Annotated in this window: 26 protein-coding genes; 15 read left to right on the top strand and 11 right to left on the bottom strand. The window is 34.9% G+C overall.

Annotated elements, in window-relative coordinates; genetic code table 11:
• Window positions 1-3 precede the first annotated feature (3 nt).
• The 8 genes from OA85_RS11170 to OA85_RS11135 all read left to right on the top strand — a co-directional run bounded on the left by OA85_RS11170 (window position 4) and on the right by OA85_RS11135 (window position 7849).
• On the top strand, window positions 4-2550 hold the full coding sequence (locus tag OA85_RS11170) for an ATP-dependent Clp protease ATP-binding subunit (RefSeq protein ID WP_039109826.1): 2547 nt from the start codon (window positions 4-6) through the stop codon (window positions 2548-2550).
• 137 nt (window positions 2551-2687) lie between these two features.
• On the top strand, window positions 2688-4058 hold the full coding sequence (rimK, locus tag OA85_RS11165) for a 30S ribosomal protein S6--L-glutamate ligase (RefSeq protein ID WP_039109825.1): 1371 nt from the start codon (window positions 2688-2690) through the stop codon (window positions 4056-4058).
• A gap of 57 nt (window positions 4059-4115) precedes the next feature.
• The gene (locus OA85_RS11160) at window positions 4116-4631 is read left to right on the top strand and encodes a DUF421 domain-containing protein (protein WP_039109824.1); all 516 of its coding nucleotides are present in this window, start codon (window positions 4116-4118) and stop codon (window positions 4629-4631) included.
• 57 nt (window positions 4632-4688) lie between these two features.
• Window positions 4689-5282, top strand: coding sequence for a Crp/Fnr family transcriptional regulator (locus OA85_RS11155; protein WP_039109823.1), 594 nt, complete (start codon window positions 4689-4691; stop codon window positions 5280-5282).
• 88 nt (window positions 5283-5370) lie between these two features.
• Window positions 5371-6249 carry a pirin family protein gene (locus tag OA85_RS11150; RefSeq protein WP_039109822.1) on the top strand — a complete coding sequence of 293 codons (879 nt, stop codon included), beginning with the start codon at window positions 5371-5373 and terminating at the stop codon, window positions 6247-6249.
• 32 nt (window positions 6250-6281) lie between these two features.
• The gene (locus tag OA85_RS11145) at window positions 6282-7163 is read left to right on the top strand and encodes a pirin family protein (RefSeq protein ID WP_039109821.1); all 882 of its coding nucleotides are present in this window, start codon (window positions 6282-6284) and stop codon (window positions 7161-7163) included.
• 5 nt (window positions 7164-7168) lie between these two features.
• Complete coding sequence (locus tag OA85_RS11140; RefSeq protein WP_039109820.1) at window positions 7169-7561, top strand: OsmC family protein; 393 nt, start codon at window positions 7169-7171, stop codon at window positions 7559-7561.
• A 6-nt stretch (window positions 7562-7567) separates the two neighbouring features.
• A complete protein-coding gene (locus tag OA85_RS11135) occupies window positions 7568-7849 on the top strand; it encodes a GNAT family N-acetyltransferase (RefSeq protein WP_039109819.1) in 282 nt (93 codons plus the stop codon).
• Between the two features lie 79 nt (window positions 7850-7928).
• On the opposite strand, the gene OA85_RS11130 is transcribed toward OA85_RS11135, so the two are convergent.
• From OA85_RS11130 to hutH, 3 genes are read right to left on the bottom strand one after another with little or no spacing between them, the layout of a single operon-like run.
• A complete protein-coding gene (locus OA85_RS11130) occupies window positions 7929-9269 on the bottom strand; it encodes an inorganic phosphate transporter (protein WP_039109818.1) in 1341 nt (446 codons plus the stop codon).
• Window positions 9270-9297: 28 nt separating this feature from the next.
• On the bottom strand, window positions 9298-9942 hold the full coding sequence (locus OA85_RS11125; RefSeq protein ID WP_039109817.1) for a DUF47 domain-containing protein: 645 nt from the start codon (window positions 9940-9942) through the stop codon (window positions 9298-9300).
• A 48-nt stretch (window positions 9943-9990) separates the two neighbouring features.
• A complete protein-coding gene (gene hutH / locus OA85_RS11120; protein ID WP_039109950.1) occupies window positions 9991-11505 on the bottom strand; it encodes a histidine ammonia-lyase in 1515 nt (504 codons plus the stop codon).
• 653 nt (window positions 11506-12158) lie between these two features.
• Between hutH and thrA the strand changes: the two genes are divergently transcribed.
• The 3 genes from thrA to thrC all read left to right on the top strand — a co-directional run bounded on the left by thrA (window position 12159) and on the right by thrC (window position 16930).
• On the top strand, window positions 12159-14606 hold the full coding sequence (gene thrA / locus OA85_RS11115; RefSeq protein ID WP_039109816.1) for a bifunctional aspartate kinase/homoserine dehydrogenase I: 2448 nt from the start codon (window positions 12159-12161) through the stop codon (window positions 14604-14606).
• Window positions 14607-14645: 39 nt separating this feature from the next.
• Entirely contained in the window at window positions 14646-15566 is a 921-nt protein-coding gene (locus OA85_RS11110; protein ID WP_039109815.1) for a homoserine kinase, read from the top strand.
• Between the two features lie 74 nt (window positions 15567-15640).
• Window positions 15641-16930 (top strand): threonine synthase, encoded by a 1290-nt coding sequence (gene thrC / locus OA85_RS11105; protein WP_039109814.1) that lies wholly within the window; start codon window positions 15641-15643, stop codon window positions 16928-16930.
• A 3-nt stretch (window positions 16931-16933) separates the two neighbouring features.
• On the opposite strand, the gene OA85_RS11100 is transcribed toward thrC, so the two are convergent.
• The gene (locus OA85_RS11100) at window positions 16934-17821 is read right to left on the bottom strand and encodes a helix-turn-helix domain-containing protein (protein WP_039109813.1); all 888 of its coding nucleotides are present in this window, start codon (window positions 17819-17821) and stop codon (window positions 16934-16936) included.
• Window positions 17822-17832: 11 nt separating this feature from the next.
• A complete protein-coding gene (locus tag OA85_RS11095) occupies window positions 17833-18246 on the bottom strand; it encodes a nuclear transport factor 2 family protein (protein ID WP_039109812.1) in 414 nt (137 codons plus the stop codon).
• Between the two features lie 556 nt (window positions 18247-18802).
• Here OA85_RS11095 and OA85_RS17045 point away from each other — a divergent pair.
• Both OA85_RS17045 and OA85_RS11085 read left to right on the top strand, forming a co-directional pair.
• On the top strand, window positions 18803-19216 hold the full coding sequence (locus OA85_RS17045) for a DUF3010 family protein (RefSeq protein ID WP_052257222.1): 414 nt from the start codon (window positions 18803-18805) through the stop codon (window positions 19214-19216).
• A gap of 3 nt (window positions 19217-19219) precedes the next feature.
• Entirely contained in the window at window positions 19220-20311 is a 1092-nt protein-coding gene (locus OA85_RS11085) for a protein kinase (protein ID WP_039109811.1), read from the top strand.
• Window positions 20312-20778: 467 nt separating this feature from the next.
• Here the strand turns inward: OA85_RS11085 and OA85_RS11080 are convergent, their stop codons facing one another.
• Window positions 20779-21318, bottom strand: coding sequence for a YSC84-related protein (locus tag OA85_RS11080; RefSeq protein WP_039109810.1), 540 nt, complete (start codon window positions 21316-21318; stop codon window positions 20779-20781).
• A gap of 254 nt (window positions 21319-21572) precedes the next feature.
• On the opposite strand from OA85_RS11080, the gene OA85_RS11075 reads away from it, so the two are divergent.
• The gene (locus OA85_RS11075) at window positions 21573-22082 is read left to right on the top strand and encodes a GNAT family N-acetyltransferase (protein WP_039109948.1); all 510 of its coding nucleotides are present in this window, start codon (window positions 21573-21575) and stop codon (window positions 22080-22082) included.
• A 331-nt stretch (window positions 22083-22413) separates the two neighbouring features.
• On the opposite strand, the gene OA85_RS11070 is transcribed toward OA85_RS11075, so the two are convergent.
• Both OA85_RS11070 and OA85_RS11065 read right to left on the bottom strand, forming a co-directional pair.
• Window positions 22414-22956, bottom strand: a complete 543-nt coding sequence (locus OA85_RS11070) for an NADPH-dependent FMN reductase (protein ID WP_039109809.1) — start codon at window positions 22954-22956, stop codon at window positions 22414-22416.
• Window positions 22957-23089: 133 nt separating this feature from the next.
• Window positions 23090-23620: a carboxymuconolactone decarboxylase family protein gene (locus OA85_RS11065; protein ID WP_039109808.1), complete on the bottom strand. Its 531-nt coding sequence runs from the start codon at window positions 23618-23620 to the stop codon at window positions 23090-23092.
• A 268-nt stretch (window positions 23621-23888) separates the two neighbouring features.
• Here OA85_RS11065 and OA85_RS11060 point away from each other — a divergent pair, with 268 nt between their 5' ends.
• Window positions 23889-25079, top strand: a complete 1191-nt coding sequence (locus OA85_RS11060; protein WP_039109807.1) for a TIGR03862 family flavoprotein — start codon at window positions 23889-23891, stop codon at window positions 25077-25079.
• A gap of 76 nt (window positions 25080-25155) precedes the next feature.
• On the opposite strand, the gene OA85_RS11055 is transcribed toward OA85_RS11060, so the two are convergent.
• The 3 genes from OA85_RS11055 to OA85_RS11045 all read right to left on the bottom strand — a co-directional run bounded on the left by OA85_RS11055 (window position 25156) and on the right by OA85_RS11045 (window position 26875).
• Window positions 25156-25539: a DUF3037 domain-containing protein gene (locus OA85_RS11055; RefSeq protein WP_039109806.1), complete on the bottom strand. Its 384-nt coding sequence runs from the start codon at window positions 25537-25539 to the stop codon at window positions 25156-25158.
• Window positions 25517-26311: a HipA family kinase gene (locus OA85_RS11050; RefSeq protein ID WP_039109805.1), complete on the bottom strand. Its 795-nt coding sequence runs from the start codon at window positions 26309-26311 to the stop codon at window positions 25517-25519. The genes OA85_RS11055 and OA85_RS11050 overlap by 23 nt, the downstream gene beginning before the upstream one ends.
• A 96-nt stretch (window positions 26312-26407) precedes the next feature.
• Entirely contained in the window at window positions 26408-26875 is a 468-nt protein-coding gene (locus OA85_RS11045; protein WP_039109804.1) for a hypothetical protein, read from the bottom strand.
• Window positions 26876-26919 lie beyond the last annotated feature (44 nt).

Raw genomic sequence — 26919 nt, 5'->3', positions numbered from 1 at the left:
ATTATGGATGATAATTTTTCACCAAGAGTAAAAGATGTTATTACCTACAGCAAAGAAGAAGCTTTGCGATTGGGTCATGACTTCATAGGAACTGAACACTTGATGCTGGGTATTTTAAGAGATGGAAATGGAAAAGCAATTCAAATACTGAATAACCTATCTGTCGACTTAGATCATTTACGCAGAAAAGTAGAAATCCTAAGCCCCGCAAGTCCAAGCGTAGACGTTAATGTTGAAAAGAAAAACTTACACTTGACACGTCAGGCAGAACGAGCGTTGAAAACCACTTTTCTTGAAGCAAAAGTATTTCATAGTTCGTCCATTAGTACAGCACATTTATTGTTATGTATTTTAAGAAATGAAAACGATCCAACAACCAAGCTACTAAATAAACTTAAAATTGATTATGATGTAGCTAAAGAACAATATTTAAATATGACTCCAAGCGAAGAAGAATTTTTAGAAAACTTGCCAAAAAACGAATCATATAATGACGATTCAGGACAAGATGACAGTCTTAAGGAAGGAACTTTTAACAATCCAGCCAACAAATCAAATAAAAAGTCTAAAACTCCTGTTTTGGATAATTTTGGTAGAGATTTGACTGAAATGGCCGAAGAAGGGAAGTTAGATCCTGTTGTAGGACGTGAAAAAGAAATCGAACGTGTTTCTCAAATTTTGAGCCGTCGTAAAAAGAATAATCCACTACTTATAGGGGAACCTGGTGTAGGAAAATCAGCTATTGCCGAAGGATTAGCTTTGCGAATTATTCAAAAGAAAGTATCACGAATCCTTTTCAACAAACGCGTTGTAACATTAGATTTGGCAAGCCTTGTCGCAGGGACAAAATACCGTGGGCAGTTTGAAGAACGAATGAAAGCTGTTATGAACGAATTAGAAAAGAATGATGATATTATTCTTTTTATAGATGAAATTCATACAATTGTTGGAGCTGGTGGCGCAACAGGTTCTTTAGACGCATCTAACATGTTCAAACCTGCATTAGCAAGAGGAGAAATTCAATGTATTGGAGCAACAACTCTAGACGAATACCGTCAATATATTGAGAAAGATGGCGCATTAGAAAGACGTTTTCAAAAGATAATTGTGGAACCAACATCTGTTGCGGAAACTATTACTATTTTGAATAATATAAAAAATAAATACGAAGACCATCACAACGTTACTTATACACAAGAAGCAATTGAAGCTTGTGTGAAATTAACGGACAGATACATGTCAGAACGCTTCTTACCAGACAAAGCTATTGATGCATTAGACGAAGCCGGTTCAAGAGTTCACATTACCAACATTGAAGTTCCAAAACAGATTTTAGACTTGGAACGTCAATTAGAAGATGTTCGCGAACTGAAAAATGTGGTTGTCAAAAAACAAAAATACGAAGAAGCCGCTAAGCTTCGTGACGACGAAAAAAAGATCGAAAAAGATTTAGCAATTGCTCAGGAACAATGGGAAGAAGATGCTAAAAATAATAGAATTGAAGTTACCGAAGACAATGTTGCCGATGTAGTTTCTATGATGACTGGAATTCCAGTAAATCGTATTGCTCAAACTGAAAGCAACAAACTAGCTAAACTACCAGAACTTATTGAAGGAAAAGTTATTGGACAAAAAGAAGCTGTAATGAAAATTGCTCGTTCGATCCAAAGAAATCGTGCCGGATTGAAAGATCCAAACCGACCAATTGGTTCGTTTATCTTCTTAGGACAAACTGGTGTTGGTAAAACACAATTGGCAAAAGTATTGGCAAAAGAATTATTCGATTCAGAAGATGCATTGATTCGCATTGACATGAGTGAATACATGGAGAAATTTGCAATCTCTCGTTTAGTTGGCGCACCTCCGGGATACGTAGGTTACGAAGAAGGTGGACAATTAACAGAGAAAGTAAGAAGAAAACCATATTGTGTTGTCTTATTAGATGAGATAGAAAAAGCACATCCTGATGTTTTCAATATGTTATTGCAAGTTCTTGATGATGGTTATTTAACAGATAGTTTAGGTCGAAAAATCGACTTCAAAAACACTATAATTATTATGACTTCCAATGTTGGAGCCAGACAATTAAAAGATTTTGGTCAAGGAGTTGGTTTTGGTACCGCCGCTAAAGTTGCCCAAGCCGATGATAATTCAAAAAGTATCATTGAAAATGCATTGAAAAAAACTTTTGCACCGGAATTCCTTAATAGAATTGATGACGTAATTGTGTTCAACGCTTTAGAAAAACATGATATTGATTTGATTATCGAAATCGAATTAAAAAAATTATATGCTCGTGTTGCGGAATTAGGGTATCAATTAAACCTTTCTGATAAAGCAAAAGCTTTTATCGCTGAGAAAGGATTTGACAGACAATTTGGCGCAAGACCATTGAAAAGAGCTATCCAGAAATATGTTGAAGATGCACTTGCTGAAGAAATTATCACTTCAAAAATTGCCTCCGGAGATGAAATTTACATGGATATTGAAGACGGAGCCCAAGAATTAACTGTACAAGTTCATAAAGCTGGCGAACCAACGAATCCATAAATTCTTTTAAAATTACACGAAATAAACCCGTTACGTTTTTATAACATAACGGGTTTATTCTTTATACAAATTGAACATTTTTTGAAAACAAATATTTACATTTGATTTCTAAAAAAAGGTTTAAATAAAATCAATTTATGTCTCAAAATAAAGTTATCCTGGGTAGCGAAGAATGGTGTTCATTTCCTGAATTGGGAATTCCAACGATTAAAGCACGTGTTGATTCAGGCGCTAAAACATCTGCTTTACACGCTATAAACATTGCTCCTTTTATCAAAAATGAAGCAAACTGGGTAAAGTTTGATATCAATCCGATTCAAAATAATCTAAAAACGGTAATTCATTGTGAAGCACCTTTAGTTGATAAACGTTTTGTAAAAAGCTCCAGTGGCTTTAGAGAACAACGCTATGTTATTCAAAGTAATCTGAAAATTGGTGATTCAATATGGCCAATAGAAATGACATTGACTAATCGAGATTCCATGGGTTTTAGAATGCTTTTAGGTCGTGAGGCCATGAGTGGAAGAGTTCTTGTAGACCCAGAACAAAAATATCTTTTAGGACAACCTACCTCAGATAGCTTGAAAGAACTGTATAAAAATTCTGAAAAAGCCAGTTCAGGTCTGCGCATTGGCCTTTTAGCCAGTAATCCAGAATTATACAGCAACAAACGTATTATGGAAGCAGGTGAAATGCGCGGCCATGAAATGCATTTTTTGAATATCAAAGAATGTTACATGAAACTGGATGCAAAAACACCTGAAATTCATTACCGTGGAGGAAAAATATTAAATCAATTTGATGCTGTTATTCCCAGAATCAGACCAAGTATAACCTTCTACGGTTGTGCTTTAACGAGACAGTTTGAAGCATTAAAAGTATTTTGCCTAAATTCTTCAAACGCGATTACACAATCGCGCGATAAGCTGTATTCCTTACAATTACTTTTAAATCATGGTGTAGAAATTCCTACTACCGGATTTGCAAATTCACCTTTGGATACGGATGATTTAATAAAAATGGTTGGAGGCTCTCCTTTAATTGTTAAATTACTCGAAGGAACACAAGGGAAAGGCGTTGTATTAGCCGAAACCAAAAAAGCAGCCGAAAGCGTTATTAATGCATTCAAAAGCTTAAATGCCAATATATTAGTTCAAGAATTTATCAAGGAAGCCAACGGTAAAGATATTCGTTGTTTTGTAATTGACGGAAAAGTAGTAGCCGCCATTCAACGGGAAGCAATGCCAGGCGAATTTAGAGCTAACATCCATCTTGGAGGAACAGCTTCAGTCATAAAAGTGACAGCTGAAGAAAAACGAATAGCCATAAAAGCTGCAAAAGCGATGGATTTGAAAGTAGCTGGTGTGGATATTATTCGTTCTTCAAAAGGACCATTATTATTAGAAGTAAATTCTTCCCCAGGATTAGAAGGAATCGAAGGTGCTACCAATAAAGACATTGCAGGCGAAATGATAAAAGCCATTGAGAAAAATTTTAAGCAAAAATAACAATCTGTAGTTATCCAAAAATCTCAATTAGTCAATCAACCTTTAAACTTAAAAAGCATGAATCCATATCTTGATATCATCATTCGCAGTGCCGCCGTTTATTTTTTTATGGTTGTAGCTTTAAGGCTTTTTGGTAAGAAAGAATTATCGCAACTCAATACTGCAGACGTTATTTTAATATTATTAATCAGTAACTCTGTTCAAAACGCAATGGTCGGAAGCAACACCTCTCTTTATGGCGGAATGGCTGCAGCAACAGTACTTTTTACTATTAATTTTATCTTGAAAAAATTGATGTATAAGTACCAGAAGTTTAGTGATTTTATGCAAGAAAAACCAGAAATATTAATTCATGATGGAAATCTGGATTTTAAAGCATTAAGCAAATTAAACATTTCTTCTGATGAATTAAAAGAAGCGATGCGCGAACATGGAATCGAGTATTTTAAAGACGTAAAACTCGCTATGCTTGAGATTGATGGAAATATCAGTATTATTTCTGATTTAGAAAATCTTCGCCAAACCCATTATAAACGAAGACGTATTCATAAAAATTTAGCTGGAATAAACTAGCTACAAACGAACTCAAAAATACTTTTACACGAGTATTTCTGTAATCCTGAAATAACTATGCTGGATTCATTCAAAACATATTTTCAATCCAAAACCAATCTAACGGACGAACAATTCCTTTCGATTACGAGTACATTACAATCCAAAAAAGTAGAAAAAGGTACTATCCTACTCCATCAGGGCGACATTTGCCACCATTCCTTTTTTGTATCAAAGGGATTATTGCGTTCTTATACCATTGACGAAACTGGAAAGGAGCACATTATTCAATTTGCACCGGAGAATTGGATCATTTCAGACAGAAGCAGTTCTTATTTCAACGAACCTTCCGAATTGTTTATTGATGCCATTGAAGATACGGAAATTGTTTTTATCGATAAAAATTTCATTGATGCAGCAGCCGAAATTAGTATTGCTTTTCGACAACAGGACAATATTGCTTTGCACAATCATATTCGTCAACTTCAAAAACGAGTAAATCTCTTACTGGGAGCAACAGCAGAACAACGTTATTTGGATTTTATAACTATTTATCCGAGTCTTACTTTGCGTATTCCACAATGGATGATTGCTTCTTATTTAGGCATCACACCAGAAACATTAAGCAGGGTTCGCAAGGAATTAGCCAAAAGAAACTTCAAACCGTATTAATTCATACAAATTCATTTCTTATCCTACATCAATGCATCTGGTTTTAATCTATAGTAAATTTGTACTATAATTTAAATCAGACATAGAAATGAAAACAAAAAATATTGAATTAGTATTAGCTCCACCTACACCTCACATGGTTGGTGACGGATTTAGAGTACATAATTTTATTCCGAGTGGTCATAATTTAGACATGAAAAGAATGAGTCCGTTTATTATGATGGATTATAATTCTAAATTTTACTTCCCGCCAACAGATCAACCCAGAGGCGTTAGCGTACATCCACATAGAGGTTTTGAAACCGTTACTATTGCCTATAAGGGAAAAGTAGCCCATCACGACAGTTCAGGAAATAGCGGTGTCATTGGCGAAGGTGATGTACAATGGATGACTGCAGCTTCAGGTATTTTACATAAAGAATACCACGAAGAAGAGTTTAGTAAAAATGGTGGCGATTTTCAAATGGTACAACTTTGGGTCAACCTTCCTGCAAAGGACAAAATGTCAACACCAAAATACCAAGGAATTACCAATGACCAAATCAACAAATTCGAACTTCCTGAAAATGGTGGCGTGATTGAAATTATAGCCGGACAATATGAAAATGTAAAAGGTACCGCTTCGACTTTCACTCCCGTTCATTTACTAAATGCCAAATTGAATAAAGGAGCAAAAACCTCCTTCAATTTTCCTGCAAATTATAACACTGCGTTATTAGTAATTGAAGGAAGCATAAAAGTTAATGATACTGAAAATGTTCCAGCCAACCATTTTGCTTTATTCCAAAACGACGGTGAAACATTTACCATTGAAGCAATTGAAAACACAATCGTTTTAATTTTAAGTGGTGAACCTATCAATGAGCCAATTGCCGCACACGGTCCATTTGTGATGAACACCCAAGCCGAAATTATGCAAGCATTCAACGATGTGAATATGGGAAAATTCGGTTATTTGGAAGAATAATTTCCTTATTTTTATAGTTTAAAACATAAAAAATGTCAAATATAAAATTAATAATAGAAGAACGCCCGAGCAATATTGGTAACTTTATGGTTGGGCGATTGCTTCCCTTTCGAGAAAAAAGAATGGTTGGACCATTTGCATTCATCGATCATATGGGACCAACCTGCATGAGCGATTATGAAAATTTAGATGTTCCGCCACATCCACATATAGGGCTTTCGACTTTGACTTATTTGTTTGAAGGGAGTATTATGCACAAAGACAGCTTAGGAACTAAAATGGAAATCAAACCGGGACAAATCAACTGGATGACTTCGGGAAAAGGGATTGTCCATTCAGAGCGAACACCTCAGTATTTACGTAATTCTGATAAAATGTTGCATGGTCTTCAAATTTGGGTGGCTCTACCCAAGGAATTAGAGCAAATCGAACCTTCTTTTTTCCATGTACCCGAAAATGAAATTCCAGAATGGAAATCAGATACTATTGCTTTCAAACTTATAGCCGGAGAAATACTCGGAAGAAAATCACCTGTTCCAGTTTACAGTCCGCTTTATCTTTTGGAACTAAAAAGTACCACTCGCCAAACGGTGAATATTGGTAAAGACTTATTTGGCGAAAGCGCTTTATACATTTTAGAAGGCAGTATCGAAAGTGAAGGTAATACTTTCGGACCAAAGCAAATTTTGATTGCCAAAGACAGTAAACTTTGCACCTTTGACATGGCAGAGAATACAACCATTTATATTTTTGGAGGAGAACCTTTTCCCGAAGAAAGGATTATTTATTGGAATTTTGTCGCTTCAAGCAAAGAACTGATTGAAAAGGCAAAAGAAAAATGGTTGGCACAAACTTTTGATAAAGTTCCAGGCGAAAGTGAATTTGTTCCACTTCCGGAGCAAAATAAAAAATAGCAATTATGATTAAAATAACAGCGCACATTGGCGCAGAACTTTATAAAACAGAAGTAAAATCCGCTAGCAATACAATTATTTCAGACGAGCCTGAAAGTGCAGGAGGAAAAGATTTAGGCTTTGCGCCAAAAGAATTACTGGCCTCCTCATTGGCAGCTTGCACCTGCATCACGTTACGCATGTATGCGAACCGAAAAGGATGGGATTTAACAGATGTAAAAGTTGAAGTCACTTTTGAAAAAGATACAACGGAAAATAAGTCCAAAATAATGCGCAACATTCAATTATTTGGAAATTTAGACGATACTCAGAAAGCAAGATTATTAAATATTGCCGATAGATGTCCAATGCACCAAATACTAACTAATCCTATCGAAATTACAACTGAATTAAATTAAAAAATTATGGTAATTGAACAAATAAACGAAATTAAAAAAGGCTATTTTAGAGCTTCTGATAATGAAATAGAAGCAGGAAGAATGACCTATACTTGGGCTGGAACTGATAAATTTATTATTGATCATACCGAAGTGAATGATGCATTTGCTGGGCAAAGCGTGGGCAAAAAACTGGTAATGGAAGCCGTACAATATGCAAGGTTGAATAATCTTAAAATCTTGCCTTTATGTCCTTTCGCAAAAAGCGTATTTGACAAAACGGAAGAAATACAGGATCTTTTATTTTAAGAATTAAAAACTTCAAAGCCATAAAAAAACCATTCGCAGTTACGAATGGTTTTTTTTTATAGATCTTAATCTTACTGAATTATAAAAACAAACTAAGCAAGTAGTAAACTAATGCCGCTAAAATAGCTGAAATTGGAATAGTCAATACCCAAGCCCAAACTAAACTTACTGTAACACCCCAACGAACTGCTGAAATACGTTTCGTTAAACCAACACCAATTATAGAACCAGTAATGGTATGTGTAGTACTTACCGGAATTTTTAAATGTTCTGTAAAATACAAGGTTAAAGCTCCTGCAGTTTCGGCAGCAACACCTTCAAAAGAAGTTACTTTTGTTATTTTAGAACCCATTGTTTTTACAATTTTCCAACCACCACTTAAAGTTCCCGCTGCAATAGCAGAATAACAGGCTAAAGGAATCCATGCTGGCATAACACCTTTTATTTTTAAATCATCATTTGGAAGTATTACCTGCAACCAGTCTGGTAAGCTTACTTGCGCCACACCGCTTGTATGTATGTAAACTGCAACTGCCGCAGCAATAATACCCATTACTTTTTGAGAATCATTTCCTCCATGTCCTAAACTAAAGGCAGCAGAAGATAGTAATTGCATTTTTTTTAACGAAGCTGTAGCTTGATGTAAGTTTAAACTACTAAACACCAAACAAAAACAACTAACCGATAAAACGATAAAGGCAACCAAAAACCATTTTATGTTATGCGCTTCAAAAGCAACACTCCAAAAATGAGAATCAAAACGAGGTTTTTCAATAGCATCATAATATAACATTTGACCTTCTACAAACCAAATTGTTAAAACCATTAATCCAATTGTAAATAGTTTTGGGAGAATACTTTTTTTAGAAGCATTCAAAAGCCAAATAGAGATTAAATAAGAGATTAAAGCACCCAATAATGGAGCCAATACAATGAAAGCGATAATAATCAGTACTCCTGAAGGCATTCCGCCATCTTTTCCTGCTTTATACCAACTTACTATATTGTACCAATGTTGTGTTGTCCCATCCACCATATAACCTGAAAAACCATGAACCGCAATAGCATGTGCAATTGCTGCTCCAGCAAAACCTCCAATTAAAGTATGAGATGAACTGGAAGGAATTCCTTGCCACCAAGTCAATAGATTCCAGATAATTGCAGCTATAACCCCAGCCAGAATAACCACAAGGTTGATTTCCATGGTATGGGCTGTTTTTGCAACAGTATCTGCTACTCCAAAACCAAAAACCCAATAGGCCAAAAAGTTAAAGAAAGCAGCCCAAAGCACTGCTTGAAAAGGAGTCAAAACTTTTGTAGCTACAACTGTAGCAATAGCATTGGCAGCATCATGAAAACCATTGATGTAATCAAAGATTAAAGCCAAAACTATAATAACTATAAGTAGAGTAAATTCCATAAATATATTTCAGTCTAAACTGATTGAATTAAGAATGTTTTACAGAAATAGATTCTAAAACACTTGCTACACTTTTACATTTGTCTGTAGCTGATTCCAAAACAGATAAGACCTCTTTATATTTTATAATGTTTTTGGCATCAGTTTCATTTTCAAATATTTCGAATACTGCTTTATTATAAACATTATCCGATTTATTTTCCAACTTACTGATTCGTGCGCAAGCATCCGTAATATTCTTGATTTTTTTGAAACTTCTCAATTCTTTTACCGCAACATCAATATTCTGACACGCTTCAAGATTTATTTCTGTCAGTTTTCTGATTGATTTTGTAATCTTATCCACCTGATATAATCTCATTCTACTGGCAGCACCATGAAGATTATCAGCAACATTGTCTATTGAAGTAATCAAAGAGTGAATATCTTCTCTATCAAAAGGAGTAATAAAGTTTCTGCTCAATTCTAAATTTGTCTGACGTGTGATGTCTTCTCCTTTTTGCTCTAAAGCATCAATTTTTTGAAAAAGAACTTCTCTTTCTTTCAAAGGAAGATTCACTGCTTCGTGTAAGTTTGAAGCTAATTCAATTAAATTACTGGATGCTTCTTCAAAAAGAGGAAAGAATTTTTTGTCTTTTGGAACTAAAAACTGGAAAATACTATTTATTGACATTTTATATATTTTAGAACTGCAAAATTAGTTCATTATTTTAAGCTAATGTTAAGTTATCGTTAACAAATCATCTTCAATTTGAAAACTATTTAAAAAAGAAACTGTTTTTTCAATGTCGTAATGCAAAATTCGGTCCTCTTTTACCAAAGGAACTTCCTCACGATACGCATTTAAAAACATTTCGATAAAATCACTGGATTGCAATGGTCTTCTATATTCTATGGCTTGTGAAGCGTTCATCAATTCTATTGCTAAAATTCGCTCCAGATTATCCATAACACGCAACGCTTTTGTAGCGCCATTTGCCCCCATACTTACATGGTCTTCCTGTCCGTTGCTGGACACGATGCTATCGATACTGGCAGGAGTTGCTAATTGCTTATTCTGGCTTGCAATACTGGCAGCTGTATATTGTGGAATCATCAAACCGGAGTTCAACCCTGGATTATCCACTAAAAATGCAGGAAGATTACGCAGACCTGATATCAATTGATAGGTTCTGCGCTCCGAAATGCTACCTAATTCTGCCAAAGCAATTGCCATGAAATCCAATGCTAACGCTAATGGTTGTCCATGAAAATTACCTCCGGAGATGATTTGGTCACTTTCAATAAATATATTAGGATTATCCGTCACCGAATTGATTTCCGTTTTGAACACTTTTTTTACATAATCAAAAGCATCTTTTGAAGCACCGTGAACTTGTGGCATACATCTAAAAGAATATGGATCTTGGACATGTGTTTTTTCTTGCTCAATAATTTCGCTTCCTTCGAGAAAACCTTTTATACGATTTGCAGTTACAATTTGTCCTTTGTGAGGACGAATAAAATGAATCAATTCATGAAAAGGTTCGATTCTACCATCAAATCCTTCAAGAGAAATAGTTCCTATCAAATCCGCTAAATAAGAAAACTTATTCGCTTTCATCAAAATATGTGCACCATAAGCACTCATGAACTGAGTACCATTTAATAAAGCCAAACCTTCTTTGGATTGTAAAATAATTGGTTCCCAATTAAAACGCTTCAAAACTTCACTGGAATGTACTTTTTTACCTTCAAAACACACATCACCTTCTCCTAATAAAGGCAAGGATAAATGTGCCAACGGAGCTAAATCGCCCGAAGCACCAAGTGAACCTTGCGTATAAATTACTGGCAAAATATCATTATTATAAAAGGCAATCAATCGCTCCACTGTTTGCAATTGAATTCCGGAATGCCCATAGCTCAACGATTGAATTTTGAGTAACAACATCAGTTTAACAACTTCATTCGGAACTTCCTCCCCTGTTCCACAAGAATGTGATTTTACTAGATTTTCTTGCAATTTCGATAAGTTTTCATTCGAAATTTTCACATTACAAAGTGAACCAAAACCAGTATTAATTCCATAAATAGGTGCTGAATGCGTTGCCATTTTTTTATCCAAATAATCCCTGCATTTTTGGATATTTACTTTTGCCTCGTCTGATAATGCTATTGTTTTATGATGCGCAATAATCTCGTTTAAAACCTCTAATGAAAGTACTTCAGTGCTTATATAATGTGTGTTTTCCATTCCAATTGTATTTAAGTGCCCAAAATTGAATAAATCAATATTAAAAAGCAACATTTTTTAATAATAATTTAAAATTCATATTCAAAAAAAACCAAATAATAGATTTCATGCAAATTATCCTATATTTAAGATTATTAAAATTCTTAGTTTAGAATACCGGTTGAATTTATACTATGAACTAATTTATTGGCATAAAATTAAAGAAATTCAGAGTGTATTAACTACAAATAGGAATGAATTTAGAATTTAAGTTTAATCAAAAGTGAGACACAACCACTCAACAGCGTTATAAAATTCAGACAATTATAAGAATCATGCCAACGAAAAGGATATTTATTGAAAAATATTTATTTTTAATCCAAATGCGATTGAATTTTTAAAATATTCGCAAAAACTGAATTTAATGTTTTGGTTTTTATAAAAAACTGTACTTTTGGGAAATCAAAATGGTAAACAACAGATCAACATATCAATCTTCGATAACAACTCAAAACTGGGTTGCAATTTCTGTTACATCTACTGCTACAACAACTACAACTACCCCTTAGGGGTATTCATTTTACATATAATCCTAATTTATTATACTTTTTCCTGAAAGGAGAAAGATTTTGGATGTATAAAAAACATTGCATTTTTAAAATAAAACATATACAATGAAAGTATTAAAATTTGGCGGAACTTCGGTTGCCAATGCACAAAATATAAAACTGGTACTAGATATCGTCATCAATAAAGCAAAAGAAGAAAAATTAGTAGTAGTGGTTTCTGCTTTTAGTAAAGTCACTGACCTGCTTCAGCTTGCTTCGCAAAAAGCGGCTGCCGGAGATGAAAGTTTCAAAGATATTCTTGCCGAAATAGAGAAAAAACATTTAGATGCCTTAAAAGAATTTATTCCTGTAAGCGAACAAAGCAGTTTGTTAAGTCATATAAAAAGAATAATAAATCATCTTGAAACATTACTGGACGGTTGTTTTCTTTTGGGTGAATTATCCGCCAGAACTTCCGATACTATTTTAAGTTTTGGTGAATTACTGTCTTCTTACATCATTTCTGAAGCATTAAAACAAAATCTAAAAAACAGCAGTTATAAAGACAGCCGCGAATTAATAAAAACGGATAATCATTTCGGAAAAGCTACCGTAAATTTTGAAGTTTCAAATCAACTAATCGCTGATTTCTTTGCTTCGAATGAGAATCAAGTAGTTGTAATGCCCGGATTTATTGCCGCATCCCTTGATGGCATCAACACTACTTTAGGTCGTGGTGGTTCCGATTATACTGCCGCAATTATTGCTGGAGCATTGAATGCATCTGACTTGGAAATTTGGACTGATGTAAACGGAATGTTTACAGCTAATCCGAAAATTGTAAAACAAGCACAACCAATCGCCTTCATTTCCTATCAGGAAGCGATGGAGTTGTCGCATTTTGGTGCCAAAGTTTTATATCCACCAACGATTCAACCGGTATTGAGAAAGAATATTCCAATTCATATCAAAAATACTTTTGAACCAGAAGCCGAAGGAACTTATATTTCAAATCAAGAAATGGTTCACACAAATCCTGTAAAAGGAATTAGCCATATCGACAATATTACTTTGATTACACTTGAAGGACCCGGAATGATTGGTGTTACAGGTTCGTCTAAAAGACTTTTTGAAGTATTATCACATGAAAGCATCAATGTAATTTTCATTACTCAAGCTTCATCGGAGCATTCAATCTGTATAGGAATTTTAAATTCGGATGCTGATATTGCTGAAGAAGCAATCAATAAAGCTTTTGAAATTGAGATTTTACAAAACAAAATTGATCCATGTATCGTTGAAAAAAACCTTTGCATCATTGCTTTGGTAGGCGAAAACATGAAAAATCACCAAGGTTTAAGCGGCCGAATGTTTAGCACTTTGGGTAAAAATAACGTAAACATCAGAGCGATTGCTCAAGGTGCTTCCGAAAGGAATATTTCGGCTGTTATAAACGAAAGAGATGTAAAAAAAGCATTGAATACGTTGCACGAAAACTTTTTTGAAGAAAACACCAAACAATTAAACCTGTTTGTAATGGGTGTTGGAAATGTAGGTGAAAAATTCATCGAACAAATTCACCAACAAAAGAAATTCTTAAAAGACAATCTGAAAATAAACCTACGCGTTATCGCTTTGTCTAATTCACGAAAAATGTATTTTGATGAAGATGGAATCTCTCTAAAAGAATGGCAATTTTTATTGGAAACTGGCGAACCTGCTGATAAAGAAAAATTCATTTCGAATGTAAAAGAACTCAATTTACGTAACAGTATTTTTGTTGATATTACTGCAAATGAAAGCGTATCTAAAACCTACGAACAATATTTAAAACGCAATATTGCCGTAGTAACTTGTAATAAAATTGCCTGTGCTTCTGAGTACGACAACTATAAAAAACTAAAAAAACTATCCAGACAATTCAACGCTCCTTTTCTATTTGAAACCAACGTTGGAGCTGGATTACCGATTATTGATACCGTAAAAAACTTGATTGCCTCAGGTGATAAAGTGAATAAAATCCAGGCTGTTTTATCCGGAAGTTTAAACTTTATCTTTAATAATTTTGATGAAAACAATACTTTTCATGATGTCGTTAAAGAAGCTGGTGTACAAGGATTTACTGAACCAGACCCTAAGATTGATTTAAGCGGAATTGACGTTGCCAGAAAGATATTAATCTTGATTAGAGAAAGTGGTTATAAAATGGAAATTGACGAGATTGTCAACGAATCTTTCATGCCTGCTGAGTGTTTAGATACTACATCAAATGAAGCGTTTTTTGAATCTTTACTGAAACACGCTTCTCATTTTGAAACTATTTATAAGGAAGCCTTGAGCAAAGAATCCCGTTTGAAATATGTAGCACAATTTGAAAATGGAAAAGCAAATGTTGGTTTAAGATTCATTCCTAAAGATCATCCTTTTTACAATCTGGAAGGAAAAGACAATATTGTTTTATTCTTTACGGATCGTTATGTAGACCAACCTTTATTGATAAAAGGTGCCGGTGCAGGAGCTGCAGTTACCGCTTCAGGAATATTTGCTGATGTAATCAGAATTGGAAACGTGTAGAGACGTTACAATGCAACGTCTCTACGTAAAATAAAAACTATGAATGAAATAAAAATATTTTGCCCCGCCACAATTGCCAATCTATCCTGTGGATTTGATGTACTTGGCCTTTGTTTAGAAACTGCGGGTGACGAAATGATTATTCGAAAATCAGACATAAAAGGAATTCGTATCACTAAAATTGTGGGTGCCGACTTGCCTTTGGAAACCGAAAAAAATGTTGCTGGAGTATCTGCTTTGGCGATGTTGGAAGCAATTGAAACGGAGTTTGGATTTGAAATCGAAATCTACAAACACATCAAAGCCGGAAGCGGAATTGGCAGTAGTGCCGCAAGTTCAGCTGGTGCTGTTTTTGGAATCAATGAATTATTGGGACGTCCATTTACCCGAAAAGAATTGGTTTTATTTGCTATGCAAGGCGAAAAATTAGCCAGTGGAAATGCCCATGCCGATAACGTTGCTCCTGCCCTTTTGGGTGGCTTTACGTTGGTAAGAAGTTCAAATCCGTTGGACATTATCAAAATAGAAAGTCCTTCCCAATTGTACGCCACCGTGGTTCATCCTCAAATTGAGTTGAAAACATCGGATGCGCGTTCGGTATTGAAACAAACCGTTTCCTTGAAAAGTGCTATCACGCAATGGGGAAATGTGGGCGGATTAATCGCTGGATTGTACACCAAAGATTATGATTTAATCGGACGTTCGTTACATGATGAAATCGTGGAACCGTTGCGTAGTGTCTTGATTCCGGGATTTGATTTAATCAAAAAAACAGCTTACGAAAATGGAGCTTTAGGTTCAGGAATATCAGGTTCAGGTCCTTCTATTTTTGCTTTAAGCAAAGGAAAGGAAACCGCTGATAAAATCGCCAAAGCCATGAGCGCCGTATACGATGCCATGAATTTACCGTATGAAATTCACGTTTCGAAAGTGAATGATGAAGGAATGAAAATAATATAAGAAGTTGGATATTCGAAATACGATGTTAGAGTTTTAATATCGTATATCAAATATCGTAAATCGTAAATTTAAAAATGAAATATTACAGTTTAAACCATAACGCACCAAAAGTTTCTTTTCAAGAAGCCGTAATACAAGGATTAGCAACAGATAAAGGATTGTATTTTCCTGAAAACATTACCCCTTTAGCTCCTGCTTTTTTTGATACTATCGAAAATTTAAGCAACGAGGAAATTGCTTTTGAAGCGATTCAACAATTTGTAGGTGACGAAATCCCGGAAGCAACCTTAAAACAAATCATTGCCGAAACTTTGTGTTTTGATTTCCCAGTGGTTGAAGTAGAAAAAGACATTTATTCCCTTGAATTGTTTCATGGTCCAACGATGGCTTTTAAAGACGTAGGCGCACGTTTCATGTCACGTTGTTTGGGTTATTTCAATAAAGATAACAAAGACAGTAAAAACACGGTTCTTGTAGCTACTTCCGGTGATACTGGTGGTGCTGTAGCCAGTGGTTTTCTTGGTGTAAAAGGCGTTGAAGTTATTATTCTGTATCCATCTGGAAAAGTGAGTGATATTCAGGAACGACAATTGACAACTTTAGGACAGAATATAAAAGCGCTTCAGGTAGACGGTGTTTTTGATGATTGTCAGGATATGGTGAAAAAAGCGTTCTTGGATGAGAGCTTAAAACATAAAAATCTGACTTCGGCAAATTCGATTAATATTGCGCGCTGGTTGCCCCAAATGTTTTATTTCTTCTTTGCCTATAAAGCATTAAAGAAACAGAACAAACCGTTAGTTTTCTCTTGTCCAAGTGGGAATTTTGGAAATATTTGCGCAGGTATCATTGCTAAAAAAATGGGCTTGCCTGTTGAACATTTTGTAGCTTCTACGAATGTGAATGATACAGTTCCAAGATTTTTAGAAAACGGAATTTACGATCCAAAACCTTCGATAGCAACGATTTCTAATGCTATGGATGTTGGGAATCCAAGTAATTTCATCCGAATTCAGGAAATGTATCAAAACGATTTAGAGCAATTCAAAAAAGATTTCTCTTCGTTTACATTTTCAGATGCAGAAACTATCGAAGCCATGAAAACCATTTACAATACAGATGGTTATATAGCAGAACCTCACGGAGCAGTTGGTTATTTGGGATTGAAAAAAGAATTGCAAAACCACCCGAATGCGATTGGTATTTTCTTAGAAACTGCGCATCCAATTAAATTTTTGGACACGGTGGAACCAACATTAAACGTAAAATTGCCTATCCCTACACAAATTGAAAGTGTATTAGGAAAAGAGAAAATAAGTACAAAAATTAAAACCTACGAGGAATTGAAAGCGTTTTTGGGATAACAATTACTGCTGTCCCATGGCACGGGCAAAACCAACCGTATCGCGATACATTTGAGGAGAAACGTCAGCATTATTTTTGAAGAAACGACTAAAATAATGCTCGTCCTCATAGCCTAATTCATAAGCGATTTCTTTTACCGCTTTGTTCGTCAGATACAATTCTCTTTTGGCTTCAATGATTATGCGCTCCGCAATTAAATTAGTTAGGGTTTTATTGAAATGGGTTTTGGTTATTTTCGCCAATGCTTTTGGAGTCAGGTTCAACAAATTTGCATAATCGCTGGCAGAATGTTTCGTCTTGAAATGCAGTTCGATGTAATTCTTTAAATTCTGAAGAATAAAAGGTTCTTTGGCATCCAAGACTGTTTTTGATTCTTGGATTTGCAATTGATCTTTCAATCGGGAAGCCGTAATCAGGAAAATTTTCAAGTACGAAATCAACAACTCATATTGTGCCAAAGCTGGATTTTGCATTTCTATTTTTATTTGTTCCAAAACCATTTCCAACGTATTTTTGGCACCTTCATCAATCAAAACATAGGGCGGTTCGTAGATGTTATTAAACAAAATTCCATTACATGCTACTTCGGCTTGGTGCTTGTGAATACAGAAAAAATCCGGATGAAAATTCAACACTACGCCTTCTATTTTTTCTTTGGTTTGCAATAGAAACGGTTGGTACGGTGCAAAAGCCAACAAAACATTCTCCCCAAAATAATATTCCGAGAAATCCACTTTTACCGTTCCTTTTCCTTTTTTAATCCAAATCAGCGAATAATAATTCAGCCGTTGCAGGTGATCAAAAGGACTGTTGTCTTCAAAAGTAAATAATTTGAAAGCCAGATTCCCGTTTTGGGGATTGATTAAAGTATGTGCGTTTTTATCCATCATAACAGCGTGTATTATCTAAACTTTCTGTCTTTTTCTTCAATAGGCAAATCATTGATGCTGGCAAAACGTTTGCGCATCAACCCATTTTCATCAAACTCCCAGTTTTCGTTTCCGTAAGCTCGAAACCATTGTCCTTCGGCATTGTGGTATTCATACTCAAAACGAACGGCCATACGGTTTTCACGAAAGCCCCAAAGCTCTTTTTTGAGCGTGTAATCTAACTCTTTTTCCCATTTGTGTTTCAGGAATTCCTTCACCGCTTCCCTACCATTGATGAACTCGGTACGGTTGCGCCATTCGGTGTCGATAGTGTATGCCAAGGCAATTCGTTCCGGGTCTTTGCTGTTCCAGGCATCTTCGGCAAGTTGTACTTTTTGCAAAGCGGTTTCCATGTTGAATGGAGGAAGGGGCAGTCTCTGTTCCATAAATTTATTTTTAAGGATTACTATTGTTCTTGATTTCTAGAATAACAAAGTTATCATATAATGGCAGAACAATAATGGAGAATGTACGCAAAGTCATGGACAATTTTCTCAAATGCGATTGGTATTATCTTAAAAACTACCCACCCGATAAAGTTTTTGGATACGGTAGAACCAACATTAAACGAAAAACTGCCGATTCCTACACAAATTAAAAGTGTTTTTTAGGAAAGGAAAAAGTGAGCGTAAAATTAAAACGTACGAGGAATTGAAAGCGTTTTTGGCGTAAAAATTAAATACATATTTGCAAATACAAACCGACTGAGAAGTGATTTTTAGTTGGTTTTTTTATGGAAATAGTTCAATTTTTTTTATTGATAAATTTAGTTTTCTGTAAGTAAAATCATTAAGTTTGTTAAGTATAAAAAATAAATTATAGCGCAAAACCACCCAAATATAGGCAGATATACCCTATTTTATAGCGAGTATATACAAGTTAGCAGAAATTGCCCCACAAAAACCGAAAACTACAAGAAATTAATCCAAATAAAATAGATTTATGAAAGTATGCGCAATTGAAATAAAATCCAATAAAATAATCTTCGTGGTTTTGGAAAAAGATTCAGATAATCAAATTACGGAAAGTACCGGTAAAGTAAAATCTATTATACTTGATGACGACCATAATCACTCTCAAGTGATTGATTTTATAGAAACTATTCATTCACACTTTAATTCTTTAGAAATTGATAAAATTGTAATTCTATCAAGGAGTTCAAAAGGTCAATTTTCATCCTCCGGAATTTCTTTTAAATTAGAAGGTTTTATTCAAGCATATAAAAATAAACCCGTCGAATTTATTTCTCCAAAAACTTTAATTGCTTTTTACAAGAAAAACGTACTTGGTATAACTCCACAATTTAGTTATCAATCGGAAGCTTCAAAATTGGCATACTATATTTTAAATTCTTAAAAAATGAATGACGAGAATGTAGATGAAATAATTAAAGATTTTATATTGTTACAAAATGATATTGTAATTGATAGATATTCCGACAGTGGAGCAAATGGAGAATTATATTTTGGTAAAAGAGAATTACTATCTGATAGAGTTGCTCTAAAGTTTTATTATTATAACAAGGATGTTTCAACTCATAATGAACCATTAATTCTTAAAAGTATTGAACATCCAAATATTCTAAAAATTTATGATGCAAAAATAATTCACAAACAATATGCTTATTTTTTAACACCTGAAATTAGTGGTGGAGATTTAAAAAATTTTAAAGATAATAATATTGTAAGTCTCTATGATGCGATAAATATTACGCAAGGAATATTGAATGGTTTAAGTGAATTACATAGAAACCCAAATAATTTACTTCATAGAGATTTAAAACCCAAAAACATCCTAATAGACCAAGAAACTAAAACACCTTATATTGCTGATTTTGGTTCAGTAAAATTTATTTCAAATACAGAAAACACAGTTGTTGCATCAAAATCTACACAAATATATAGACCCAATGAATCCGTTCTTCAAAATGTTTACAATAGACAATCAGACATCTATCAAGTTGGCATAATTCTTTTTCAACTTTTAGGAGGTAAATTTCCAGAAGCGCCATTTGATTGGTTAGATGAAAGGCAAAAGTCCAAATTTTTAAAAATTACAGGAAGTGAATTTGAAAAATGGCAGTTTATCGATTCAGCAATTGACAACTTAATAGTAAAAAACAAATTACTTGATTATGATTCTTTACCAATTTACATAAATAATAAAATTAAAGCGGTAATCAAAACTGCTACTAATAAAGGTTTAGATAAAAGATATTCTACTTGTTCTGAATTTATTAAAGGATTGTTTGACTTGAAAAAACAAAATAAAGATTGGTGGATTGACAACAACGATATTTATGCAAATAAAGAAAATAAAAAATATTACAGACTAAGCGAAGATAGAAAAGGATATTGTTTACAAGTAAGTAAGAACCAAATAAATTGGACAAAAGACAATAAACATAATGGAACCTTGGAATCAATTATAAGTCGAATCCATAAAGATTAAGCAACTTCTGCTAACACACGCTACAAGCAATTTGGGTTTTATCCTTAATTTGAAGTTGGTTTTGTATCAGAAAGATTTTATAAATCCGAAAGTTAAGGCTAATTTAGTCCCAAACTTCTTGTAGTGCGAGAACGTCAGACTGTGAAAAAACTACTTAAAATTTAGAAAGTATTCGGAGGGCTACCAAAGAAAAATCTCAAATATGAGATTCTCAAGAGGTTCAATTTAGTTTTTTCCCCGCTAGCGCGAGCGTCCCGCTCGTGAACACAAACAGAAGCGAATAAATTATAAATTGGAGTGGGCACGAGCGGGACGCTCGCGCTAGCAAAGGATAGCCATTTACAATTACGCTTAAAACAAAAAACGACTGAGGATGAATTCTCAGTCGTTTTTTTTATAGAAATAATCCTAAACTATGTGAAATTGAGCGCAGTCTAAAACGAGAGTTTTCACTAGCCAAAAGAGTATTACAATTTATTAAACTTAAATTTCTGTCCACCAATCGATGCCTCGTACATGAGTCCGCCTTTCTGCATGGTGAACACCATAACGCCATCCGTATACTTTACATTTGCTGAGGCGCCAGCTGTTACGGCCACTGCTGAAGCTTGAGCGGAAAACTCGAATCGGCTGTCTTTAAACCGTTCCAATTCCTCCTTTGACTCAAAAAATATTACTTCCCGATACGCTTGTCCGCCAGCCTGAAACCCTATGCTCAATTGCGATAACTTTGCCATACCTATCATCTTGTTATGTTCATATACCACTCCGTTTCCAGCCGCTCCTCCAATGCCGAGTCCTGCTTTACCCACATTAGGAAAGATGACATAGCCAGACGCTTTATCAAAAAGCCCTTTCATAAGAGCATCACTTTTAATGAACTCCGCCTTTGCTGTATGGCTGTCAGCAATAATTTTATTCTTTTTAGCCTTCGATTGTCCCAATATAGGAGTTATGTTTAGTAAACAAGCCATTACAATTACCCAAATAATATTTAAATTTTTCATAATTATAGCTATTAAATTGTTGTAAAATTTCTTTATTCAAAGGTAAAAAAAAATCTTCATATTAAATATAAAATACTGATTATCAGTAAAATAAATTCACTTAATGTGTTTTTTTGCAATTTTAAAAAAAGCAACAATTTTTTGGTTATTCACCTATTAAACACTAACAAGACTTGGAACGAAATTCGATAATGTTATCCTTTTTTCTACCTTTGAAAAATACAAAGCCAATAACCCAAGAATATATATTACGAATGATTACAAAAGCAACAGTAGAAGACGTTTCTTCATTAAATACATTAATCAATTCAGCGTATCGCGGGGAATCTTCTAAAAAAGGATGGACCACTGAAGCCAACTTATTAGAAGGACTCCGAACCACTGAACAGGAACTGACTGAAACGATTCAGAATACTAAAAATACCATTCTAAAATTTACGGAGAACAACCAAATTATAGGTTGTGTATTGTTGATGGAGAAAGAACAGCAATTGTATTTAGGAATGCTAACGGTTTCGCCTGAGTTACAAAATAGCGGTGTTGGAAAAAAACTACTGCAACAGGCTGAAATTTATGCTTTGGCATTGGGACTGCCTAAAATTGTAATGACGGTAATTTCCGTTCGGGAGGAATTGATTGCTTGGTACAAACGCAACGGTTATGTAGATACGGGAGCAAGAGAACCTTTTCCGGCAAGCGATGTTCATATTCCAATTTCTAATCAACCTTTGGAGTTTATAGTATTGGAGAAAAGAATTGGATAAACATGAAAAGATTTTTGAATGAAGAATAACGATTCTTGATTGCAGATTTCTGAAAATCTTTAATAAATGAAAATATATTTTTTCACACATTTTAACGAAAGAAGAGGTTTTATAGATCTAAGATTCAATACAGTAAACCCATCAATCGGATAACAATAATTTCTCTCGATTCGCAAATCGCTCGCGTAAGGGATTGCGGCGGCATCCTTTATTTTTTTTCTTTAAAAAAATAAAGATAGAGCCAAAAGCCCGACCCTAAAGCTGTAGATTCGTGAATATAAAACGGGATTTTCTGCTTTGGGGTTACGCCCAAAACATCATAAAAAATAATTTATTTTGGATGGATACTTTCCAACAAAGCGGTGAGAACTGCGTTTAATTCCTGAAGTGTTTCGGGATTTGTGATCTCCCCTGCTTCATTCATTTTACTTTTGATGGCGCCAATAGCCAACGAAGCATTTTGGGTCGTGTTAGTCCCTAACGCTGAAAGGGTCAGCAACAAAGACGCCAATGCCTTATCGCCTCCGGTGTGCATGGGAGACACGCTGATTGCGGCAACGGGTTTATCATTCAACTCACCCGAAGAAACAAGCCAATCCAACGCATTTTTTAATACACCGGGCACGCCAAAAGCATATTCTGGAGTAGAGAATACAACGCCATCGGCAGCTTTAATTTGGTTTCTGAAATGGGTTACCACAAGGATATCTTCAGTGATTTCAGGGTTAAAATGGGGCAATTGGTCTAATCCTTCGACTATTTTTATGCTTATATTTTCGGGAGCGATTTTAGCCATTGCCCTTAAAATATTAGTATTCGCCGAAGTCGATTTCAAACTTCCTGAAATAGCGACAATGGTAGTGATTTGTTTCATGTTTCCTATTTATTTCAAAATAAAAAAGTAAAAACCAATAGCGTTAATTGGCTTTTACTTTTTTGAATTCATTGCTTTCATTTTATAAATTTCCTGCTTTATAGCTTAACAGGTTAAAAATACCATTTATTTTTTATAAAGCGGGAGCCAAAGGAAAGTCAACTGGAACTTGAGTCAAATTATGTAAAAAGTTCATCGCAGTTTTGTCACTTACTTGCAGAATCAAATCAACCAAGTTTTCATTAGTATAGCCTTGTGCGAAAAAAGCATCTACAGCTTCGGTGCTTGCGTTTCCTTTGTTTTGTGTAATTTCTGCCGAAAGTTGTACTAAGGAATTTAGTTTGGCATCAGTACTTTTTCCTTTTCGGATGTCTAATAATTGATCTTCGGAGAAACCATTCATTTTTCCTAAAACGAGATGCGCACTTTGGCAATAGACACAACCATTTACTTGGCTTACGATTAAGTTTACCGCTTCTTTTTCTTTGTTGTTTAAAGAAGTTTTAGCATTTTGATACGCCAAAAATCTAGATAAACCGTTATCAGAATGTGCAATCGTGGCGTACAAATTAGGAACAAAACCCAATGCTTTTTGCAAGTTGTCGAAAATGTCTTGGTTAGCTGGCGCTACTTGGTCTCTTGTTGGAACTGTAAATGTTGTCATTTTATTTTTGTTTAAATTGGTTGTCGGTATTGACTTAGCAAAGATGCGACAGCGCTGAACAGTTTAAAATGGATAATAAACGCCAGTTGATGGACGATTTTCTTTGTTTAAATATTTAACAAAACCAGCTCTTCAAACAAGCGTTGTGCAGTTTGTTTCATCACCACACAATCCCAGATGTTTTTATATGCTACGCTGCGAAACAACAATAGCTAATATAAAAACCCATATCAGGGTTAATCGGTAAAACAAACCGTATTTTTGTGGCGTGAAGAAATCAGTTTCAATTATTGGAGGAGGACCCGCAGCACTTTTGCTCGCTGCATTACTCGATTGCAAGAAATTTACCGTTACCATCTACGAGAAAAACAAAACACTGGGAAGAAAATTTCTGGTGGCCGGAAAAGGAGGGTTTAACCTCACCCATTCGGAACCTATAGCTGAACTCATAGCTCGCTATACACCACCCCATTTTCTAGAAAAAGCACTCCTTGATTTTGATAATCACGATTTCCGAAATTGGATTGATACCATTGGGATTCCAACCTACATAGGCAGTAGCAAACGTGTGTATCCTGAAAGAGGCATTAAACCTATAACAGTACTCAACGCAATCCTAAAAGTTCTCGATGAACAAGGCGTTTCCATACAATACGAAAACAACTGGACGGGTTGGACTACTAACAATAACCTTATTTTTAATACTGATACAGAAGTACAATCGGATTACACCATTTTTGCTTTGGGCGGTGGCAGTTGGAAAGTAACCGGTTCTGATGGCACATGGCTTGATTTATTCAAAACACAAGATATACCTGTCGTTCCGTTTCAATCTTCTAATTGTGCGTATCGTGTTCACTGGCCAGAAGATTTTATTATGGAACATGAAGGCAGTCCTCTTAAAAACATTTCTATTAGCTGTGCGAATAAAACTCAAAAAGGCGAAGCGGTAATCACGCGTTTCGGTTTAGAAGGTAATGCCATTTATGCCCTCAGTCCACAAATTAAGGAGCAGCTTGAAAGCCAACAAAATGCCACTATTTTTCTGGACCTAAAACCAGCATTAAGTTATGATGATTTGCATCAAAAGATCAAAAAATCGACCTTAAAAAAGACGAGCGAAAAATTACAAAAAGAGGTTAAATTGAGTCTTGCGCAGATTGGCCTTTTGAAAAAATACCTTTCAAAAGAAACCTACCTGAATCCGGAACTATTGGCACAAAACATCAAAAAACTGCGTATCGAAATCACAGGTTCTTCCCTATTGAACGATGCGATATCCACAACGGGAGGTATTCAATTGAATGCCGTGGATGAAAACTTCCAATTGAAAGAGATGAAACATCACTATTGTATTGGCGAAATGCTGGACTGGGATGCGCCCACAGGTGGTTATCTCCTTCAGGCTTGCTTTAGCATGGGTATGCATCTTGCGCGTCATCTGAATAGTATTTCTTGATTTTTTGAAGGTTAATTAGCTGAATTCAAAAGAATATTTTTATCAGAATACAAAACCGTTTTCCCAATCCAATTCATTACAATACCATTTCCTCAAACAAGCGTTGGGCTGTTTGTTCCAAATCATCACACAATCCCGGATGCGGTCTTGAGGTTTGAATCGCCGAACTGCGAAGAGCAGTCAACCAACGGAAACGGGATGGAATATCGAATTGCGCTATTGGTCCACCCGATTTTTCCCCATGCCCCACTTTCTCAAATGCCTGCAAGTTTAAATGCAATTGTTCCAAATCTAAATCTGCTGAAAACAATTGAAGTTTCGCTTCGTTAAACGAACAGAGCACTTTTATAAACTTGGCTTTTTTACAAAAGAGAATAATACCCACATTGAGGAATTCTTCGCGTTCTACCCTTGGTACAACCCGGATTACGGCATACTCATATAAGTGTTTCTCTTGCATTTTGGGCTTCATTTATAAATATTTCAGAATGGTTTAAGCGTATGGATAAAAACTGGAAATAGACTTCCCGAAGCGCTTCGGGAGTTTCATCCGTATCTTCCCATTGCAGCCACTCCGTTGGAATAAGATTGACAATGGACTGCAGCACTTCGTCAGTTAATATTTTTTTGAATACTGCGTCGGTTTCTTTCAGCAATGAAGCTTGTGGCAATAATACATGGTCTTTTATCAGTGCAAAAGGACTTTGTGCATGCGTTTTCCAATTGGTCCACGAATGATGAAAATAAAGACTTGCACCGTGATCAATCAGCCATAATTCTTTGTGCCAAATTAGCATATTCGTATTTCTGAAGGTTCGGTCAACATTCGTGATAAAAGCGTCCAACCAAACAATTTGAGAAGCTAATTTTGCATCAACCACCGTCACTACAGGATCAAAATTTATAGCTCCCGATAGATAATGCAAAGCCAAATTAAGTCCTTGACTCCCTTGAAGCAAGTCCTGAATTTCTTCATCACCTTCGGAACGACCGAAAGCTTCGTCGAGATTTGCGTAAACGAGTTCCGGCATTTTTAGGTTTAAAACACGGGCTATTTCACCGCCAATTAATTCGGCGATTAAGGCTTTTACGCCATGACCGGCACCTTTGAATTTCAATACATATTTAAAATCATCATCGGCTTCAGCGAGCGCAGGTAAAGAACCGCCTTCCCGCAACGGAGTGATGTATCGCGTAACATTTACGGTTCTAAGATGGGGTGTTTTTTCCATAATCAAATTGGATAAAGCTATTTTTGCTTAGGTACAAACTTACAAATAAGTAGGATGATTTTGTATTAGTAATTACTAAAAGGGAAAATTACATTATTACTTACTGGTATAAGTTTTTCCATCAACTTCTTTTACAGAAATTAGTTCTTTGCAATAATAAATTTTGTCTCCTCTAGTTTCAATATTCATTTTTAGGATTACTTTTCTATTATTTAAAATCAAATCATTTGAATTGTAATTCTTTACTTTTTCATAATCATTTAGCTTTAAATAGACGTTTATAATTGATTTTTTTGTTTTGAGCTTAATCCACGGAGACTTTATAACCTTATACTTTTTTAAATCATCAAAATAATTTAAAACCGATATATCATTCGCACTAGGGTTTTTAATTTGACGAGTGCTGTCAAGTACTCTTTCCCACGTATCAATAGTTTTTTGGTTCAGATTATAATAATTAAAAGAATTAACTGACTTAAAAGCTAAATCCCCTTCTATTATTTCGTCTTTTTGGGAACATGAAATAAAAATAAATGTAATAATCAGTAATTTAATTTTTTTCATGTTAAATGAAATATTATCAGTTGAATACTTAAAAAAAATGTCAA

The sequence above is a fragment of the Flavobacterium sp. AED genome, assembly GCF_000812945.1.
Lineage (GTDB): Bacteria > Bacteroidota > Bacteroidia > Flavobacteriales > Flavobacteriaceae > Flavobacterium.
Note: the sequence above shows the minus strand (reverse complement) of the source record. Positions and strands in the feature narration are given on the sequence as shown.

What these genes read in the sequence shown, in the direction of transcription:
- thrA (WP_039109816.1), top strand. Translation starts at nt 12,159, where the DNA reads ATGAAAGTATTAAAATTTGGCGGAACTTCGGTTGCCAATGCACAAAAT.
- OA85_RS11095 (WP_039109812.1), bottom strand. Translation starts at nt 18,246, where the DNA reads ATGGAACAGAGACTGCCCCTTCCTCCATTCAACATGGAAACCGCTTTG.
- OA85_RS11160 (WP_039109824.1), top strand. Translation starts at nt 4,116, where the DNA reads ATGAATCCATATCTTGATATCATCATTCGCAGTGCCGCCGTTTATTTT.
- OA85_RS11145 (WP_039109821.1), top strand. Translation starts at nt 6,282, where the DNA reads ATGTCAAATATAAAATTAATAATAGAAGAACGCCCGAGCAATATTGGT.
- OA85_RS11170 (WP_039109826.1), top strand. Translation starts at nt 4, where the DNA reads ATGGATGATAATTTTTCACCAAGAGTAAAAGATGTTATTACCTACAGC.
- OA85_RS11070 (WP_039109809.1), bottom strand. Translation starts at nt 22,956, where the DNA reads ATGAAACAAATCACTACCATTGTCGCTATTTCAGGAAGTTTGAAATCG.
- OA85_RS11080 (WP_039109810.1), bottom strand. Translation starts at nt 21,318, where the DNA reads ATGAAAAATTTAAATATTATTTGGGTAATTGTAATGGCTTGTTTACTA.
- OA85_RS11075 (WP_039109948.1), top strand. Translation starts at nt 21,573, where the DNA reads ATGATTACAAAAGCAACAGTAGAAGACGTTTCTTCATTAAATACATTA.
- OA85_RS11100 (WP_039109813.1), bottom strand. Translation starts at nt 17,821, where the DNA reads ATGATGGATAAAAACGCACATACTTTAATCAATCCCCAAAACGGGAAT.
- OA85_RS17045 (WP_052257222.1), top strand. Translation starts at nt 18,803, where the DNA reads ATGAAAGTATGCGCAATTGAAATAAAATCCAATAAAATAATCTTCGTG.
- OA85_RS11135 (WP_039109819.1), top strand. Translation starts at nt 7,568, where the DNA reads ATGGTAATTGAACAAATAAACGAAATTAAAAAAGGCTATTTTAGAGCT.
- OA85_RS11110 (WP_039109815.1), top strand. Translation starts at nt 14,646, where the DNA reads ATGAATGAAATAAAAATATTTTGCCCCGCCACAATTGCCAATCTATCC.
- rimK (WP_039109825.1), top strand. Translation starts at nt 2,688, where the DNA reads ATGTCTCAAAATAAAGTTATCCTGGGTAGCGAAGAATGGTGTTCATTT.
- OA85_RS11130 (WP_039109818.1), bottom strand. Translation starts at nt 9,269, where the DNA reads ATGGAATTTACTCTACTTATAGTTATTATAGTTTTGGCTTTAATCTTT.
- OA85_RS11055 (WP_039109806.1), bottom strand. Translation starts at nt 25,539, where the DNA reads ATGCAAGAGAAACACTTATATGAGTATGCCGTAATCCGGGTTGTACCA.
- OA85_RS11045 (WP_039109804.1), bottom strand. Translation starts at nt 26,875, where the DNA reads ATGAAAAAAATTAAATTACTGATTATTACATTTATTTTTATTTCATGT.
- OA85_RS11155 (WP_039109823.1), top strand. Translation starts at nt 4,689, where the DNA reads ATGCTGGATTCATTCAAAACATATTTTCAATCCAAAACCAATCTAACG.
- OA85_RS11085 (WP_039109811.1), top strand. Translation starts at nt 19,220, where the DNA reads ATGAATGACGAGAATGTAGATGAAATAATTAAAGATTTTATATTGTTA.
- hutH (WP_039109950.1), bottom strand. Translation starts at nt 11,505, where the DNA reads ATGGAAAACACACATTATATAAGCACTGAAGTACTTTCATTAGAGGTT.
- thrC (WP_039109814.1), top strand. Translation starts at nt 15,641, where the DNA reads ATGAAATATTACAGTTTAAACCATAACGCACCAAAAGTTTCTTTTCAA.
- OA85_RS11065 (WP_039109808.1), bottom strand. Translation starts at nt 23,620, where the DNA reads ATGACAACATTTACAGTTCCAACAAGAGACCAAGTAGCGCCAGCTAAC.
- OA85_RS11125 (WP_039109817.1), bottom strand. Translation starts at nt 9,942, where the DNA reads ATGTCAATAAATAGTATTTTCCAGTTTTTAGTTCCAAAAGACAAAAAA.
- OA85_RS11140 (WP_039109820.1), top strand. Translation starts at nt 7,169, where the DNA reads ATGATTAAAATAACAGCGCACATTGGCGCAGAACTTTATAAAACAGAA.
- OA85_RS11150 (WP_039109822.1), top strand. Translation starts at nt 5,371, where the DNA reads ATGAAAACAAAAAATATTGAATTAGTATTAGCTCCACCTACACCTCAC.
- OA85_RS11050 (WP_039109805.1), bottom strand. Translation starts at nt 26,311, where the DNA reads ATGGAAAAAACACCCCATCTTAGAACCGTAAATGTTACGCGATACATC.